The organism is Quadrisphaera sp. INWT6 (genome assembly GCF_015390235.1).
Classification (GTDB): Bacteria; Actinomycetota; Actinomycetes; order Actinomycetales; family Quadrisphaeraceae; genus Quadrisphaera.
In genome coordinates, this window is record NZ_VUOH01000001.1 from 944555 (window position 1) to 959814 (window position 15260).

13 protein-coding genes and 2 pseudogenes are annotated in these 15260 nt (G+C 75.1%); 11 read left to right on the top strand and 4 right to left on the bottom strand.

Features of this window, described 5'->3' with window-relative positions:
* Positions 1 to 79: 79 nt before the first annotated feature.
* From hisB to F1641_RS04265, 5 genes and pseudogenes are all read left to right on the top strand, one after another.
* Positions 80 to 675: pseudogene (gene hisB, locus F1641_RS22885) on the top strand (imidazoleglycerol-phosphate dehydratase HisB).
* Positions 676 to 715: 40 nt separating this feature from the next.
* On the top strand, positions 716 to 1273 hold the full coding sequence (locus F1641_RS22890; protein ID WP_194903131.1) for a hypothetical protein: 558 nt from the start codon (positions 716 to 718) through the stop codon (positions 1271 to 1273).
* The gene (locus F1641_RS04255; RefSeq protein WP_309225378.1) at positions 1270 to 2328 is read left to right on the top strand and encodes a potassium channel family protein; all 1059 of its coding nucleotides are present in this window, start codon (positions 1270 to 1272) and stop codon (positions 2326 to 2328) included. Before F1641_RS22890 ends, F1641_RS04255 begins: the two co-directional genes overlap by 4 nt.
* A 134-nt stretch (positions 2329 to 2462) precedes the next feature.
* Entirely contained in the window at positions 2463 to 3005 is a 543-nt protein-coding gene (locus F1641_RS04260; RefSeq protein ID WP_194903132.1) for a DUF1440 domain-containing protein, read from the top strand.
* Positions 3006 to 3146: 141 nt separating this feature from the next.
* A complete protein-coding gene (locus tag F1641_RS04265) occupies positions 3147 to 3455 on the top strand; it encodes a DUF427 domain-containing protein (protein WP_194903133.1) in 309 nt (102 codons plus the stop codon).
* Between the two features lie 90 nt (positions 3456 to 3545).
* On the opposite strand, the gene F1641_RS04270 is transcribed toward F1641_RS04265, so the two are convergent.
* Positions 3546 to 4388: a glycosyltransferase family 8 protein gene (locus tag F1641_RS04270; RefSeq protein ID WP_255514129.1), complete on the bottom strand. Its 843-nt coding sequence runs from the start codon at positions 4386 to 4388 to the stop codon at positions 3546 to 3548.
* The gene (locus tag F1641_RS04275) at positions 4388 to 5797 is read right to left on the bottom strand and encodes a D-arabinono-1,4-lactone oxidase (protein WP_194903135.1); all 1410 of its coding nucleotides are present in this window, start codon (positions 5795 to 5797) and stop codon (positions 4388 to 4390) included. Before F1641_RS04275 ends, F1641_RS04270 begins: the two co-directional genes overlap by 1 nt.
* A gap of 191 nt (positions 5798 to 5988) precedes the next feature.
* On the opposite strand from F1641_RS04275, the pseudogene hisH reads away from it, so the two are divergent.
* Positions 5989 to 6671, top strand: a pseudogene (gene hisH / locus F1641_RS04280) (imidazole glycerol phosphate synthase subunit HisH).
* Positions 6668 to 8326, top strand: a complete 1659-nt coding sequence (locus F1641_RS04285) for an amidohydrolase (RefSeq protein WP_194903136.1) — start codon at positions 6668 to 6670, stop codon at positions 8324 to 8326. Before hisH ends, F1641_RS04285 begins: the two are co-directional and overlap by 4 nt.
* A gap of 35 nt (positions 8327 to 8361) precedes the next feature.
* On the opposite strand, the gene F1641_RS04290 is transcribed toward F1641_RS04285, so the two are convergent.
* The gene (locus F1641_RS04290; protein WP_375541461.1) at positions 8362 to 9765 is read right to left on the bottom strand and encodes a DUF2252 domain-containing protein; all 1404 of its coding nucleotides are present in this window, start codon (positions 9763 to 9765) and stop codon (positions 8362 to 8364) included.
* Between the two features lie 417 nt (positions 9766 to 10182).
* On the opposite strand from F1641_RS04290, the gene priA reads away from it, so the two are divergent.
* The 4 genes from priA to F1641_RS04310 all read left to right on the top strand — a co-directional run bounded on the left by priA (position 10183) and on the right by F1641_RS04310 (position 14798).
* Positions 10183 to 10929, top strand: coding sequence for a bifunctional 1-(5-phosphoribosyl)-5-((5-phosphoribosylamino)methylideneamino)imidazole-4-carboxamide isomerase/phosphoribosylanthranilate isomerase PriA (priA, locus tag F1641_RS04295; protein WP_194903137.1), 747 nt, complete (start codon positions 10183 to 10185; stop codon positions 10927 to 10929).
* Between the two features lie 55 nt (positions 10930 to 10984).
* Complete coding sequence (locus F1641_RS04300) at positions 10985 to 11980, top strand: SseB family protein (RefSeq protein WP_194903138.1); 996 nt, start codon at positions 10985 to 10987, stop codon at positions 11978 to 11980.
* Between the two features lie 74 nt (positions 11981 to 12054).
* The gene (locus F1641_RS04305; protein WP_194903139.1) at positions 12055 to 13155 is read left to right on the top strand and encodes a TIGR03885 family FMN-dependent LLM class oxidoreductase; all 1101 of its coding nucleotides are present in this window, start codon (positions 12055 to 12057) and stop codon (positions 13153 to 13155) included.
* Positions 13155 to 14798 (top strand): alpha-amylase family glycosyl hydrolase, encoded by a 1644-nt coding sequence (locus F1641_RS04310; RefSeq protein ID WP_206690460.1) that lies wholly within the window; start codon positions 13155 to 13157, stop codon positions 14796 to 14798. The genes F1641_RS04305 and F1641_RS04310 overlap by 1 nt, the downstream gene beginning before the upstream one ends.
* A gap of 11 nt (positions 14799 to 14809) precedes the next feature.
* On the opposite strand, the gene F1641_RS04315 is transcribed toward F1641_RS04310, so the two are convergent.
* Entirely contained in the window at positions 14810 to 15241 is a 432-nt protein-coding gene (locus F1641_RS04315; RefSeq protein WP_255513856.1) for a protein-tyrosine phosphatase family protein, read from the bottom strand.
* Positions 15242 to 15260: the final 19 nt, after the last annotated feature.

Sequence of the window (15260 nt, forward strand, 5' to 3'; positions counted from 1 at the left end):
CCCCACCCAGCAGCCCGTCCAGCAGCCCGCCCAGCAGCCCGTCCAGCAGCCCGTCCAGCAGCCCAGCCGGACGGCGCGCATCGAGCGCTCCACCAGCGAGTCGAGCATCGTGCTCGAGCTCGACCTCGACGGCACCGGTCGCACCGAGATCAGCACGGGCGTGGGGTTCTACGACCACATGCTCACGGCCCTGGCCAAGCACTCGCTGGTCGACCTGCGGGTGCAGGCCACCGGTGACACGCACATCGACGCCCACCACGTCGTCGAGGACACCGCCATCGTGCTCGGGCAGGCGCTGCGCCAGGCCCTGGGCGACAAGCGCGGCATCGCCAGGTTCGGCGACGCGCTCGTGCCCCTCGACGAGGCGCTCGCCCAGGCCGTGGTCGACGTGTCGGGCCGGCCGTTCTGCGTGCACACCGGAGAGCCCGAGGGCTACGAGCACGTGCTCATCGGCGGCGGGGCGGCGGCGTCCCCTACGCGGGCAGCCTCACCCGGCACGTCTTCGAGTCGATCGCCTTCCACGCCCACGTGTGCCTGCACGTGCGGGTGCTGTCGGGGCGCGACCCGCACCACGTCGCCGAGGCCCAGTACAAGGCGGTGGCCCGGGCGTTGCGGGCGGCCGTGGCGCGCGACCCGCGCGTCGACGGCGTCCCCAGCACCAAGGGCGCCCTGTGACCGCCGAGAGCACCGACGCCGCGAGCGGTCGGTGCTCTCGGTGAGCGGCTACAGCTTCCCCGGGACGGGCGGCGGCCCGTCGTTCGACCCGTCCGAGGGCGCCCACCGCGCCGTCGTCGTCCTGCCGGTGGCCTCGGCCGAGCGAGCCGCTGACCTGTGCGCCCTGGGGGGCGTCGCCGCGACGTGCGTGCCGGTCTCCGGTGCGGGCGTCGTGGTGGTCCCCGACGCCCGCGAGGGGGTCGGCCCGGGGCTCGCGGGCGTCGACGCCGCGGAGCGCACCAGCCGCCTGCTGCGCGGGGTCGACGTCGTCCTGCTGCTGGTCGGCGGTGGCGACGGCGCCGGCGGTGCGCCGGCCCCGGGTGACGGGGCGGGCTCCGGCGAGGGGCAGGTCGACGCGCAGACGTGGCGCGGGGGCCAGCAGGCCACCGGCGGCCGGCCCGCGGGTCTGCTGCTCGCCACCTGGCACGGCGACGTGCTGCGGCTCCTGCTCGGCCGGCTCGACCCGGCGGACGCCGCCGGGGCGGTCTCCAGCGCCGGCCGGGGGCGCTGGAGCGCCGTCCGCTCCCTGCTGCGCCCGCGCCGCACCTCCCGCGGGTGAGCCCGGCCGTCGAGAGCGCCGAGCGCGGCGGCCCGGTGGGCTCGCGCTACGGGCTCCGCCTGCCCTCGGGGCGGCGGCTGAAGCCGCTGGCCTCGATCGGGGTCCGCCTGGGCCTGGCGGTGCTGCTGCTCCTGGTGAACTGGGGCCTGGTGCTGCTCGAGGCCGACCAGTACACCGACAACGCCGACGGGCACGTGTCCGTCATCGACGCGCTGTACTACACGACCGTCACGCTCTCCACGACCGGCTACGGCGACATCACCCCCGTCACCGAGCAGGCCAGGCTGGTCAACGCGCTGGTCGTGACGCCGATGCGCCTGATGTTCGTGATCATCCTCGTCGGCACCACCATCTCGGCGCTCACCGAGCGCTCCCGCACCGAGATCCGCGTCCACCGCTGGAAGGCCCGCATGCGCGACCACGTCGTCGTCCTCGGCTACGGCACCAAGGGCCGCAACGCCGTCCGCGCGCTGAGGCTGCGCGACCACCCCGCCGACAGGGTCGTCGTGGTGGAGCACGACCACGTGGCCGCCGCGCAGGCGGGCCGCGACGGGTACGCGGTGGTGGTCGGGTCGGCCACGCACAAGGCGGCCCTGGCCGAGGCGCAGGTCGAGCGGGCCCGCACGGTGATCATCGCGCTCGACCGCGACGACACCGCCGTGCTCGCGGCGCTCACGCTGCGTCGCCTCGCGCCCCGCGTCACGGTGCTGGCGTCGGCGCGCGAGGCCGCGAACGCCGAGCTGCTGCGCGAGAGCGGCGTGCGCTCGGTGGTGGTGTCGTCGGAGACCGCCGGGCGCCTGCTGGGCCTGGCCACCGACAGCCCCGACTCGGTCAGCGTGGTCGAGGACATGCTCTCGTTCGGCTCCGGGCTCGACCTCGACGAGCGCCGCGTGGAGCCCGACGAGGTGGGCAGGCGGCCGCGCGACTGCGACGTGCCCGTGGTCGGCGTCTGGCGCGACGGCCGCATGCTGCGCTACAGCGACCCGGCGCTCACCGAGCTGCGCGCCGACGACCGGATCCTCTTCGTGGCCTCCCGCGAGGACGGCCTGGACTGACCCGGACGGACCGCAGCCGAGCGCTCGGCTGCGGTTCGCCGACCCCTTCGGACCGCAGCCAGGCGCCCGGCTGCGGTTCAGGGGCCGGGGGATCTCCGGGTGCGGCGGGGTGCCGCGTGCAGTACTCGTTGCGGGTGGCCTCTTCGAAGATCCTCACCGACGTCGTCGTCGGCCTCGCCGCCGGCTGGGCGGGCACGCAGACCAAGGCCTGGGCGGAGTCGTCGCTGCAGCCCTGGGCCGAGCGGAAGCTGCCGCCCGAGCCGGGCCAGAAGGAGCTCGACGGCGCCGACCCGGAGGGCCACGGCGAGCGCATGCCCCCGTCGCTGCTGTACCGGAAGCTCGTCGCGGCGCGGAAGGGTCAGGCGGCCGCTGACGCGCTGGACGACGACGAGCTCGAGGCCGGCGCCCAGTGGCTCCACCGCCTCATGGCGTACGGCTACCCCGTCTTCTACGCGGTCCTGACCCGCCGCGTGCCCCTGGCCCGCGCCGGTGGCGGGGCCGTGGGCGGTGCGGCGCTGTTCGCCGCCTTCCACGGCACGGCGCTGCCCGCGATGGGCGTGCAGGCGCCGGTGGGCCGCCTGCCGAGGGCGTGGTGGGTCTGGGAGGGCGGGTCGCACGTCCTCTACGGGGTCGCCGTCGACGCCGTCGTCGACCTGCTGCGCCGCGTCACCCGCTGATCCCGCCCCCACCTCCGCGACGATCACGCACCTGAGCGCCACCACGCGCTGTGCGGGCGGGGTGTCGTGGCGCGCAGGCGCGTGATCGTCGCTGGGAGGGGTAGGGCACGAGACGTCCCCGGACGAGCTGGAGGAGAGACCGTGAAGGCAGTGCTGGACGGCGTCGTGGTGGCCGAGGCCGACGACGACGCGATCGTGCGCATCGAGGGCAACGCCTACTTCCCGCCGAGCAGCGTGGTCGAGGGGGCCCTGTCGAAGAGCCCCACCCCCTACACCTGCCCGTGGAAGGGCGTGGCGCAGTACTGGAACGTCACCGCGCCCGGTGGTGCCACGGCGGACGACGGCGCGTGGAGCTACCCCGAGCCGTACCCCGCCTCGTTCGACCGGGTCGGCTCGGACTACTCCGGGTACCTGGCCTTCGACCCCCGCCAGGTGCAGGTCACCAGCTGACGCACCCCTTTCGCAGCCGAGCGCCTGGTTGCGGTTCCCAGAGGTCGGGAACCGCAACCAGGCGCTCGGCTGCGAGGAGAGGGGGCGGGGTCAGGCGTGCGCCGGCACCAGGCCCGGGACGGCGTCGGCCGCGTCCCACCAGAGCTGGTGCAGCTCGGCGTACCTGTCGCCCGGCTCCGGGCGGCGCTCCCACGGCTTGTCGATGATGAAGTGGATGTTCTTCACCTCGGAGGCGTCCCACAGCTGCGGGTGCTGGTGGGGGAGCGTCTTGAGCGCGTTGTAGACGTACGGCATCTGCCGCCAGCGGCCCGCGAACACCTCGTTGAGGAAGTCCTGCTCGGCGAACTGGTACGCCGTCAGGTCGTCCAGGCCCGCCAGGCGGGACATGAGCGCCTCGTGCACCGCAGCGTCGGGCTCGATGACGAGGAACCCGCCGTTGAAGTAGTCCTCGACCCCGGGCTCGGAGACGTGCGAGGCCCCCCGGCAGTGCGTGTAGAAGCAGTTCTCGGGCTTCCAGCTGGCGGGATAGCTGGCGATGCGGTTCGGGTTGCACCGGCAGGCGTGGCACGCCGCGAGGCCGCCCTCGGGCAGCTCCACCTCGAACAGCTCGTCCATCGGCTGCACCACGAGCATGTCGGCATCGAGCACCACGAGCCTGTCGAACTCGGTCAGGCCCCACGCGCCGAGCTTGCTCCACACCTCCACGAACCGGGCGTTGGCGTAGTGCGCCTCGAGCCGCGGGTCGGGGGCGGCGCGGGGCAGCTCGCGCACCAGGGCTCCCTCGCCCTCGAGGAGCGAGCGCGCGGCGTCGTCGACGCCGTCGGTGACCATCACCACGAAGGGGTGCTGCGTGCCGGTGCGGCGCAGCGAGGCGTGCAGCGCGCGCACGCCCACGAGGTACGACGGCTCGGTGAGCAGCGCGGCCCAGGCCATCACGCGGCGGCTCCCACGGACGCGCGGGCGAAGAGCCGGTCGGTGAAGGCGTTGAGGAACACGCGCTCGGGGTCGAGGGCGTCGCGCACGGCGGCGAACTCCTCGAAGCGCGGGTACAGCGCGGACCAGTCGTACAGGTCGGGGTCGAAGTACTTGCCCCAGTGCGGGCGACCGCCGTGGGCCGCGAGCAGCTTCTCGACCTCGACGAGGAACTCGGCGCCCTCGGTGCTCAGCGAGCCGTCCTCGGCGTAGTAGACGACGAAGCCGAAGTAGAGCGTGTCCTGCCCGTGCGACGGGCTCAGCCACGCCCGCGACGGCCCGGTCGCGCGCAGGATGATCGGGTAGTGCAGGTGGGGGTTGGTCCGGTCGTACCAGTCGCGCAGCTCCTGGACGACGGCGGCGGCCCGCTCCAGCGGGACCCCGATCTCGACGTTGATCTGCGGCGTGGCGATGCCCCGCATGAAGACCTGGTAGACGTCGCCGGTCACGTCGGAGAAGTCCTTGAAGCGGGTCACCGTGCGGAACGGCTTGCCCTGGGAGTCGACGATGCGGGTGTCGGCGCGCATGTGAGCGAGCGCCGCGTCGACCGCCTCGTTCATGGCGGTGCTGCGCTCGGTGCGCTCCACCAGCGCGCCCCCGCCGGCGCGGTGCTCCTCGGCCTCGGCGGCGGTGGCCTCGCGGGCGGTCCACACGTGGACGCGCTCGTCCTCCGGGAACCACCACGCCTTGCTCATCTCGTGGTCGTGGTTCCACGCGACCAGGTCGCTCTCGAGCGTCGCGGCGCTGGAGGCGCTCTTGGCGCACGTGAGGATCCGGCCCGGGACGGTGCGCAGGGTGACGGCGGTGACCACGCCGAGGGAGCCCAGGCCCAGCTGCAGCGCGCCGAACCAGGGGTGGTCGGCGGCGAACTCCTCGACGGTGCCGTCGGCGAGCACGAGCCGCATCGACAGGACGGTGTCGCCGATGGAGCTCTGCTGCAGGCCCTGGCCGTGCGTGCCGGTGGCCAGCGCGCCCGCGAGCGTCTGCTCGGCGATGACGCCGGGGGAGGCGGGCAGCTCGCGGCCGTGCTCGGCGAGGACGTCGTAGACCTCCTGCATGGTGGTGCCGCCGGCGAAGGTGGCCCAGTCGTCACCGCGGGCCAGCAGGCCGCGCAGCGCGACGACGTCGAGCAGCACCTCGCCCTCGACGGGGGCGAGCAGGCGGCCCGAGGACATGCGGTTGCCGACGACGCGCACGCGACCCGGGCGGGAGGCGAGCAGGGCGCTCACCTCGGCCTCGGAGGTCGCGGAGACGACGGACGCGCTCGACCCGGCGGGGGCCAGCTCGGCGTTGCGGGCCCAGTTCATGACGCGGCCGGCGTCGTCGGTGGTGACGTCGCGGCGGGGGTAGGGGTGTCGCACAGGAGCCATGGTCAGACCTCTCTCGCGCGGGTGCACCGGCCAGCCCGGTGGGCGGCTCGTCCGGCGCGGGGCGGGACCTGGTGCTGGGCGACGGTAACCGGATCACGCGGCGGTCGCTGACCAGGAGCGAGTGGTCTGGGTCACACGCCAGGGGCGCCTAGCCTGGTCACGTGAGTGCGGAGACCCCTTCCACCGGCCCCGTGACCAGCGCCACCACCGCTGGCGGCGCTGGCAGGCGCCCGCGCGTCGTCGTCCTCGACCACGGCTCCGGCAACCTCCGCTCCGCCGTGCGCGCCCTGGAGCGGGCGGGTGCCGAGGTCGAGCTGACCGCCGACCGCCGCGCCGCCCAGGAGGCCGACGGCCTCGTCGTGCCCGGTGTCGGGGCCTTCGAGACGGTCGTGCAGGGGCTGAGCGGCGTGCGCGGTGCCGAGGTGGTCGACCGCCGCCTCGCCGGCGGGCGGGCCGTGCTGGGCATCTGCGTCGGGATGCAGGTGATGTTCGAGCGCGGCGTCGAGCACGGCACCACCAGCGAGGGCCTGGGGGAGTGGCCGGGCACCGTCGAGCGCCTCGACGCGCCCGTCGTCCCCCACATGGGGTGGAACACCGTCGAGCCCCGGCCGGCTCGGTGCTCTTCCGCGGCGTCGAGTCCGAGCGCTTCTACTTCGTCCACTCCTACGGGGTGCAGCAGTGGGCCATGGACGAGGACGTCCGCGAGGACGGCTCCCTGCGCCGCCGCCCGCCGCAGGTGACGTGGTCGACGCACGGCACCCGCTTCATCGCCGCCGTGGAGAACGGGCCGCTCTCGGCCACGCAGTTCCACCCGGAGAAGTCCGGCGACGCCGGGGCGCAGCTGCTGCGCAACTGGGTCACCTCCCTCCGTTGAGCAGCCCGTCGAGCAGCTCGTCCGCGGCGGACCTGCTGCTGGTCGACGCCGACGTCGTCACCCTCGACCCGGCGCTCCCGCGCGCGAGCGCCGTGGCGGTGGCGCGCGGGGTCGTCGTCGACGTCGGCGGTGACGAGGTGGCCGAGCGGTGGCGCGGTGCGCGCACCGAGGTGCTGCCGCTGGGCGGCGCGGCGCTGACGCCGGGCTGGGTCGACGGCCACTCCCACCCCGTCGGCAGCCTCGCGATGTCAGCCGGCGCCGACCTCACCGGCGTCCGGACGCTGGCCGAGCTGCGCGGCCGCCTCGCCCGGCTGGCCCGGGAGAGCACCGACGGCTGGGTGCAGGGCTGGGGCCTCGTGCCCGACGTCTTCCCCGGCGGGGTGCCGCGCGCCGACCTCGTCGACGACGTGCTCGGCGGTGCGCTCTGCCTGCTCCGCATGGCCGACGCCCACTCCTCCCTGGCCAGCACGTCGCTGCTGCGGGCCGCGGGCATCGACGGTCCGCGCCGCTTCGCGAGCACCGCCGAGGTCGTCTGCGACGACGCCCCCGGTGGCCCGCGTCCCACGGGGTTCCTGCTCGAGTGGGACGCGATGGCGCTCGCCGACCGCCACGCCCCCAGTGCACCGGACGCCGAGCTGCGCACCCGGCTGCGCTCCCTGCTCGACGACATGGCCGTGCAGGGCCTGGTCGGCGCCCACGTCATGGACGGCGACGCCGCCTCCCTCGACCTGCTCGACCGCCTCGAGGGCGACGGCGACCTGCCGCTGCGGCTGCGCGTCGCCCCGTTCTGCATGCCGGGGGTCGACGACGACGGCGTCGCCGAGCTCGTCGCGTGGCAGGAGCGCACCGGGCGGCGCTGGCGCGTGGCGGGGGTGAAGCTGATGATCGACGGGACGGTCGACGGCGGCACCGCGTGGCTCGACCACCCCGACGCCAACGGCGAGAGCACCGGCTCGTACTGGCGCGACCCGCAGGCCTACGCCCGCGTCGTGCGGGCGCTCGACGCCGCGGGCGTCCCCACGGTCACGCACGCCATCGGCGACGGCGGCGTGCGGTTCGTGCTCGACGTGCTGGAGCCGCTCGGCCCGCCGGCGCCGCTGGACGGCCCGCCCGGTCGCCGGGCCGCGCACCGCCTCGAGCACCTCGAGACCCTCCCCGACGACCTCGTCACCCGCATCGGCCGCTCCGGCGTCACGGCCTCGATGCAGCCGACGCACTGCTCGCACTTCGTGGCCGCTGACGGCAGCGACAACTGGTCGGTGCGCCTCGGCCCCGAGCGCGCCGGGCGCGGCTGGCGCATCCGCGACCTCCTGGGCGCCGGCGCGCTGGTCGTGCTCGGCTCCGACTGGCCCGTCGCCCACTACGACGCCCGCGCGATCATGGCCGCCGCCCAGCTGCGCCGCCCCGTCGAGGACGACGACGCCCCGCCCGTCGGCCCCGACCAGGCCATCAGCGCCGCGACCGCCCTCACCGGGTACACCCGCGCCCCGGCGCTCGCGGCCGGCGACGCGGCGCGCGGGGTCGTCCGGGTGGGGGCCGCGGCAGACCTGACAGCGGTGGGCGTCGACCCGACCTCCGCCCCGCCAGCAGACCTCGCGGCGGCGCCCGTCGTCCTCACGGTGGTCGGCGGCACCCCCGTGCACCGCACCGCGTGACCTGACACCACGGTGGTGGAGGGGGCGGGCTGGGGTCAGAGGCCGGGGAAGGCGCCGTTGCGGAACGCGTCGACGAAGAGGCGGAAGTCGTCGCGGACCACCTCGGCGTACCCCGCCGCGAACGCCACCGCGTCGGCGGCGAACTCCTCGTCGCCGCCCGCGGCGTCGAGCACGGCGACCACGGCCTCCTCCACCTGGAACGGGACGGCGCTGCCCTCCCCGGAGTCGCTGGCCGCGTCGGCCACGCAGTGCACCTTGGCGGTGGCGCGGCCCAGGTCGCGCAGGAGGGCGACGGCCTGGTCGGGCTCGTCGACGTCGTCCCACTCCAGGTCCGCGGTGTACGGCGACACCTCGCTGACCACGTACCCGACGCCGTCGATGCTCGTGTGGCCCAGCCACGGGTCGGCGTGGGCCTGCAGCGCGCGCTGGCTGACCGCGGTCCGGTGCCCGTGGTCGGTGAACAGCTCGGTGGACCCGTCGTGCCCCACCGGCCGGCCCACCACCCGCGAGGGCGCCGCCACCACCCCCTGCTTCATCGACAGGACGACGTCGTTCTCCATCGCCTGCGTCCGGCCCTCCAGCAGCAGGCTGTAGGTCCGCAGCCCGGCGCTGCCGATGCCGATGCCGGAGCGCCCGACGACGTCCTTGACGACGTACTCGATGCGCTCGCCGCGCTTGGCGTCCGGGATGGTCTCCAGGTACCTGTCGAAGGCGTCCTGCACGGCGGCGCGCTCCGCCTCGTCGAGGCGGCGGTGGTGCGGGCTCTCGCGGAAGCGGCGGTCGATGGTGGAGCCCGGCCCGTCGGAGATGACCGTCTCGGCGTCGAGCAGGTCGATGCGCCGGGCCGCGCGGGCCCGCTCGAGGGCGTCGTGGACGGGCCCGTCGGTGTTGTCGAGGCGCAGCGCGAAGGCGGAGTCGTCGTCCTTCGTGGCGAAGGCGCGCACCTGCTCGGTGTAGGCGCGGCAGTAGGCGGTGACCATGCGCTCGATGTCGGCGTCGGCGAAGGCCTTGGCCACCCCCAGGAGCGCCAGGGACGCCGCCATCCGCCACACGTCCCACGTGAAGGGGGCCAGGTAGGCCTCGTCGAAGTCGTTGACGTCGAAGACCAGCTGGCCCTGGTCGTTCATGTAGGTGCCGTAGTTCTCGGCGTGCAGGTCGCCCTGGATCCACACGCGGCTGGTGCGCTCGTCGGCCCACCGGTCGGTGCCCGCCACCTCGTCCGCCGCGACGTCGGCGTAGAAGAGGCACGCGCTGCCGCGGTAGAAGGTCCAGGGGCTCGCGGCCATCTTCCGGAACCGCTTCCGGAAGGCCGCCGGGTCGGCCTCGATGAGCGGTGCGAACGCGTCGAGCAGGACGGCGACGAGGTGCTCGCGGCGCTGCTCCGGGTCCCGGCGGCGGGCCAGCTCGACGACGGCGTGCGGCGGGCTCTCCGGCTGGATGTCGATCACGGCGCCCAGCCTGGCCCCGAACGCCCACCGCGGCACCTCCGCGCCACCCCCGCGACGATCATGCGCCTGAGCGCCAGGTGGAAGGCTGGTTCCGCCCCAGGACCGGCCGGCGACCGAGCGGTCACGCCGCCGGGCCGCACTCCCGGCCCCTTCCCCGCAGATGACGCCCCTTCGGGGCCGGCGAAGGGGCGTCAGCTGAGGGGAAGGGGCGTCATCTGCAGCGGAGCCCAGCCCCGCCGTGGGGTGGCCCCCCGCTGTCCGCCATCCCCGCGACGATCATGCGTCTGGGCGCCACCAGGCGGTGGTCTGCAGCGCGGTGGTGGCGCGGATCTGCATGATCATCGCGGGGGAGGGGTGGGGAGAGGTCGGGAGGGGAGGTGGCCGGAGGTGCCCGGGGTCCCTGGGAGGATGACGGGTGTGAGTGAAGCTCCCCGCCTGCAGCTGCTGCCCGCCGTCGACGTCGCTGACGGCCAGGCCGTCCGCCTGGTGCAGGGCGAGGCCGGCTCGGAGACGCACTACGGCTCCCCGCTCGACGCGGCGCTCGCCTGGCAGGAGGGCGGGGCGGAGTGGATCCACCTCGTCGACCTCGACGCCGCCTTCGGGCGCGGCTCCAACGCCGAGCTGCTCGCCTCGGTGGTCGGCACCCTCGACGTCGACGTCGAGCTGTCCGGCGGCATCCGCGACGACGCCTCCCTCGAGCGCGCCCTGGCCACCGGCTGCCGCCGGGTGAACCTCGGCACCGCGGCCCTGGAGGACCCGGAGTGGACCGCCAGCGCCATCGCCCGCCACGGCGACCGCATCGCCGTCGGCCTCGACGTGCGGGGCACCACCCTGGCCGCCCGCGGGTGGACGAAGGAGGGCGGCGACCTGTGGGACGTGCTCGCCCGCCTCGACCGCGACGGCTGCTCCCGCTACGTCGTCACCGACGTCACCAAGGACGGGACGCTGCGCGGCCCGAACACCGAGCTGCTCGCGCAGGTGTGCGCCACCACGAAGGCCCCGGTCATCGCCTCCGGCGGCGTGAGCTCCCTGGACGACCTGCGCGCCCTGCGCGCGCTGGTGGGCGACGGCGTGGAGGGCGCGATCGTCGGCAAGGCGCTGTACGCGGGGGCGTTCACGCTCCCCGAGGCCCTCGACGTCGCCGGCCGCCCCTGACCCCCACCCCGCCCGTGATCACAGCCTCCCTCCGCGCTCGCCTCCGGGGATGATCATGGACCTCCCGAACACCTCCGGCCGCCACGGCGACGCCCACGGCGACTCCGCCGGCACCCCGTGGGCGGGCCGCACACTGACCAACAACCCCTTCGCCGGTGACGACGGCGGCCTCGCCCCGGCGCTGGCCGCCGTCCTCGACGCGGCGCGCGCCAGCGGGGAGCCGGTCGACGTCGAGGCGCTGCTCGCCGCCCTGCCGGGGGCCCGGCTGTTCGTCCCCGTGACGGCGGTCTCCGCCGGCACCGACGAGGCGACCGGCGGTGACCTGGGCGCCGACATGGCCATCCCCACCCTGCGGTCGCCCGACGGCCGCGACGCGCTGCCCGTCTTCACCTCCGTCGCCGCCCTGACCGCGTGGAGCGCGAAGGCCCGCCCCGTCCCCGTCGAGGCGCGGCGCGCAGCGGTCAGCGCGGTGCAGGAGGGCCAGCAGCTGCTGGTGCTCGACCCGGGGGTGAGGGGCCCCACCGGATCCGTCGTCGTCCCGCGTCCTGCGCTGTGGGCGCTGGCCCAGGGGGAGCCGTGGACGCCGTCGTGGCGCGACCCCTCAGTGGCGGCCGGCGTGCGCGCGGCGGCCGAGACCGTCACCGGCGTCGTGCGGTCCAGCTGCGAGCCGGGCCGCGGTGGTGCGGAGCTGCGCGTGGTGCTCGACGTGGTCGCTGGGCTCGACGCCGCCGGGCTGGCCGACGTGACCACCGGGGTGGCGCGCCTGCTGGGGGAGGACGCCGTCGTCTCCCGGCGCGTCGACTCCCTGGAGCTCTTCGCGCAGCAGCTGCCGGGGGCCGTCGTCACGGTGGGGCGCGCCTCCGGCGGTGTGATGCACCGGTGGGAGGTCGTGCTGCACCACGCGCAGGACGGCGGCGCCGTCCGGACGCCGACCTCCGCGGCCACGCGCAGCGGTGCGCTCCGGGTGGCCGCACGCCTCCGGCGGAGCACCGGGGCGCAGGTCCTGGACGGCACTCGGGCCCTCGAGGCGGTGCCTGACCGCCGGTCTTGACCACGTCTTTACCACCGGTCGCGGAGTCGTGCCCGACGTGCCTGCTGGCCGGGGTCGCCCTAGCGTCGCTGCGCGTGACGGTGATCGGCTTCCACTGCAGCCACGAGCAGGTCCCGCCGAGCAGGCTGCTCGAGTACGCCGTCAGGGCCGAGGAGGCGGGGTTCACCGCCGCCATGTGCTCGGACCACATCACGCCCTGGGGCACCGCCCAGGGGCAGTCGGGCCTGGCGTTCGCGTGGCTCGGGGCGGCGCTCGCCCGCACGCGGCTGCCCTTCGGCGTGGTGCACGCGCCGGGTCAGCGCTACCACCCCGCCGTCACCGCGCAGGGCATCGCGACGCTGTCCGAGATGTTCCCCGGGCGCTTCTGGGCGGCGCTCGGCAGCGGCCAGTACATGAACGAGCACGTCACCGGTGACGGGTGGCCGCCGAAGGACGAGCGCGACGCGCGCCTGGCGGAGGTGGTCGACGTCGTCCGCCGGCTGCTCGCGGGCGAGGAGGTCACGCACCGCGGCCGCGTCACCGTGCACGAGACGCGCGTCTTCAGCCGTCCCCCCGTCGAGCGCGCGCCGGCGCTGCTCGCGGCCGCGCTGACCCCCCGCACCGCGGAGTGGGCCGCGAGCTGGGCCGACGGCCTCATCACGGTGAACGCCCCGCCCGACCAGATGCGATCCGTCGTGGACGCCTACCGCGGGGCGGGCGGCACCGGCCCGGTGAACCTCCAGGTGCACCTGTCCTGGGCGCCCACCCACGAGGAGGCCCTGGCCGTGGCGCACGAGCAGTGGCGCAACAACGTCTTCAGCTCCAAGGTCCTCGCCGACCTCGCCACCGTCGAGCAGTTCGACGACATCGGCCTGCGGGTCCAGCCCGCCGAGCTCGAGGAGTCGGTGCTCGTCTCGGCTGACGCCGCGCACGTCGCGGACACCCTGGCGGGGTGGGCCGAGCTCGGCTTCGACGGCGTCTACCTCCACCACGTGGGCCAGCACCTCGAGGCGTGGATCGACGAGGCGGGGGAGCGGGTGCTGCCACGGCTCTCGCCGACGGCCCCACCGGAGCTGGTGGGCCGCACCGGCGACGGGACGACGGCGCAGGCGCTCGCAGAGCGCGGGGGAGGCACCACACCGGCGACGGACCGGTCTGCTGCCAGTGCCACCACGACCCGGACGGGGATCCTCTGATGCTGACCACGACCGCCGATGAGTGGTGGGCGACCGCCGTCGGCTACTGCCTCGACATCAAGCGCTTCACCGACTCCGACGGCGACGGCCGCGGCGACCTCGCCGGCTTGGGAGCCCACCTCGACCACCTCGTCGACCTCGGCGTCGACTTCCTGTGGTTCCAGCCGTTCTACCCCTCGCCCGAGGGCGACGACGGCTACGACATCTCCGACTACTACGGCGTCGACGACGGCATGGGCACCCTGGGTGAGTTCGTCGAGGTGGTGCGCGCGGCCCGCGAGCGCGGGATGCGCGTCATCGTCGACCTCGTCGTCAACCACACCAGCGACGACCACCCGTGGTTCCAGTCGGCCCGCTCCGACCCGGACTCCCCCTACCGCCACTGGTACGTGTGGCGCGAGGAGCCGGACCCGGAGGACGCCGACGCGGACATCATCTTCCCGGACGCCGAGGACTCGGTCTGGAGCCGCGACGAGGTGGCGGGGCTCTACTACCGCCACCGCTTCTACCGCCACCAGCCCGACCTCAACACCTCGAACCCCGAGGTCCGCGACGAGATCCGCCGCATCATGGGCTTCTGGCTGCAGCTGGGCGTGGCGGGGTTCCGCGTCGACGCCGCGCCCTTCCTGGCGGAGACCGCGACCCGCACCGGTGATGCGGACGACGCCGCCCCGCCGGGCCCCTCCGCCGGTGAGCGGGACGACCAGCACGACGCCGACACCGCCCTGGACGAGTCGCTGGCGATGCTGGACGTCATGCGCACCTTCCTGTCCCGGCGCAGCTCCGAGGCGGTGATGCTCGGCGAGGTCAACAAGCCCCGCGACGAGATCGCCCCGTTCTTCGGCGGCGCGGGCCAGCGCATGACGATGTGCTTCGACTTCACCCTGAACCAGGCGTTCTACCTGGCGATGGCGCGCGCGGACGCCGCTCCGGTCCGCGGGGCGCTGGAGTCGCGACCCGACCTCACCGAGGGCAAGAGCTGGGGCCTCTTCGTGCGCAACCACGACGAGCTGACCCTCGACCAGCTCTCCGAGGCCGAGCGCCAGGAGGTCTTCGACGCCTTCGGCCCCGACGAGGAGGTGCAGCTGTTCGGTCGTGGCCTCCGCCTGCGCCTGCCGACGATGGTCGACGGCGACCGCGACCGCCTGGAGCTGGCGTACTGCCTGACGTGGAGCCTGCCGGGCACCCCCGTCCTCTACTACGGCGAGGAGGTCGGGCAGCTCGAGGACCTGTCGATCCCCGGCCGCATGTCGGTCCGCACGCCGATGGCGTGGTCCACCGGCGACGCAGGGCCCGGCCCGGTGGTGGCCGACCAGGAGCGCGACCCCGACTCGCTGCTGCACTTCTTCCGCAAGATGCTGCGCGCCTACCGCGGTCGCCCCGAGCTCGGTCGTGGCGAGCTGCGGCTGCTCGACGTCGGGGAGCCGGCGGTGCTGGCGCACACCATGACGTGGCGGGGGCGCACCGTGCTGGCGCTGCACTCCCTGTCGGCGGAGCCGGTGACCGTGACCGTGCCCGGCGGTGTGGTGGAGCCGGGCACGGAGCTGGTGGAGCTGCTGACGGCCACCCCGCGCACGGTCCCCGACGGCTCGTTCGAGGTGGAGCTGCCCCGCTACGGCAAGGTCTGGCTCGGCGACACCTGAGGCAGCCCGGGTCAGCGCACCGCCCACCACCGCTGCCACGGGGTCTCGACCGCGGTGGGCCGGTAGCTCGCCCGCACCCACGCCACCGCCCGCCCCGGTGGGACCCCGTCGAGGACCGCCAGCACCGCGAGCGCCGTGCCCGTGCGCCCGTTCCCGCCGACGCAGGTGACCTCGACGCGCTCGGTGGCGGCGCGCTCCCACGCCTCCCGCAGCGCGGCCCGGGCGTCGGACGGCACCAGCGGCAGCCCGAAGTCGGGCCAGCGGACCCAGCGCACCGGCCACGCCCGGGGTGCGGGCCGCTGCCAGGTGCACTGGTAGCTGACGTCGGGCTGCAGACCGGGTGGGGGAGCACCGGCACGCACTCCGCGGCCCCGCACCCGCCGTCCCGAGGGCAGGACGACGACGCCGGCAGCCCCCAGGGGCCAGACCTCCTGCTCGGTCACGGCGCTGCCCCTCCGTCGA